At 70.3% G+C, this 404-nt stretch carries 1 protein-coding gene; it reads right to left on the reverse strand.

Annotated features, from left to right (window positions below; all coding sequences use genetic code 11):
- Nucleotides 1-404 (reverse strand): adenylate/guanylate cyclase domain-containing protein (locus tag OQ789_RS25845; RefSeq protein ID WP_324689272.1); only part of this gene is annotated, 404 nt, incomplete at both ends.

Here is a 404-nt window from a genome sequence, read left to right on the forward strand (position 1 = left end):
GAGCCGATCACCAGGTCGCGCAGCGTGCCCGACACCAGCACCTCGTCCGGTCCGGCCAGGGCGGACACCCGTGCGCCGAGGTGTACCCCGATCCCGCCGATGTCCTCGCCACGCACCTCACACTCCCCGGTGTGCAACCCCGCACGCACCTCGATACCCAACGCGCGCACCGCATCACGAATCGCCATGGCGCAGCGGATCGCCCGCTGCGGGCCGTCGAACACCGCCAAAAAGCCGTCACCCGAGGTGTTCACCTCCCGGCCCCGAAACCGCGATAGCTGCGCCCGCACGACGGCGTCGTGCGCGTCAAGCAGCGCGCGCCAGTCCCGATCACCCATCTCCGCCGCCCGGCGCGTCGAATCCACGATGTCGGTGAACAACACCGTGGCCAGCACCCGATCGTC

This window comes from Mycobacterium sp. 94-17, from assembly GCF_035617725.1.
Classification (GTDB): domain Bacteria; phylum Actinomycetota; class Actinomycetes; order Mycobacteriales; family Mycobacteriaceae; genus Mycobacterium.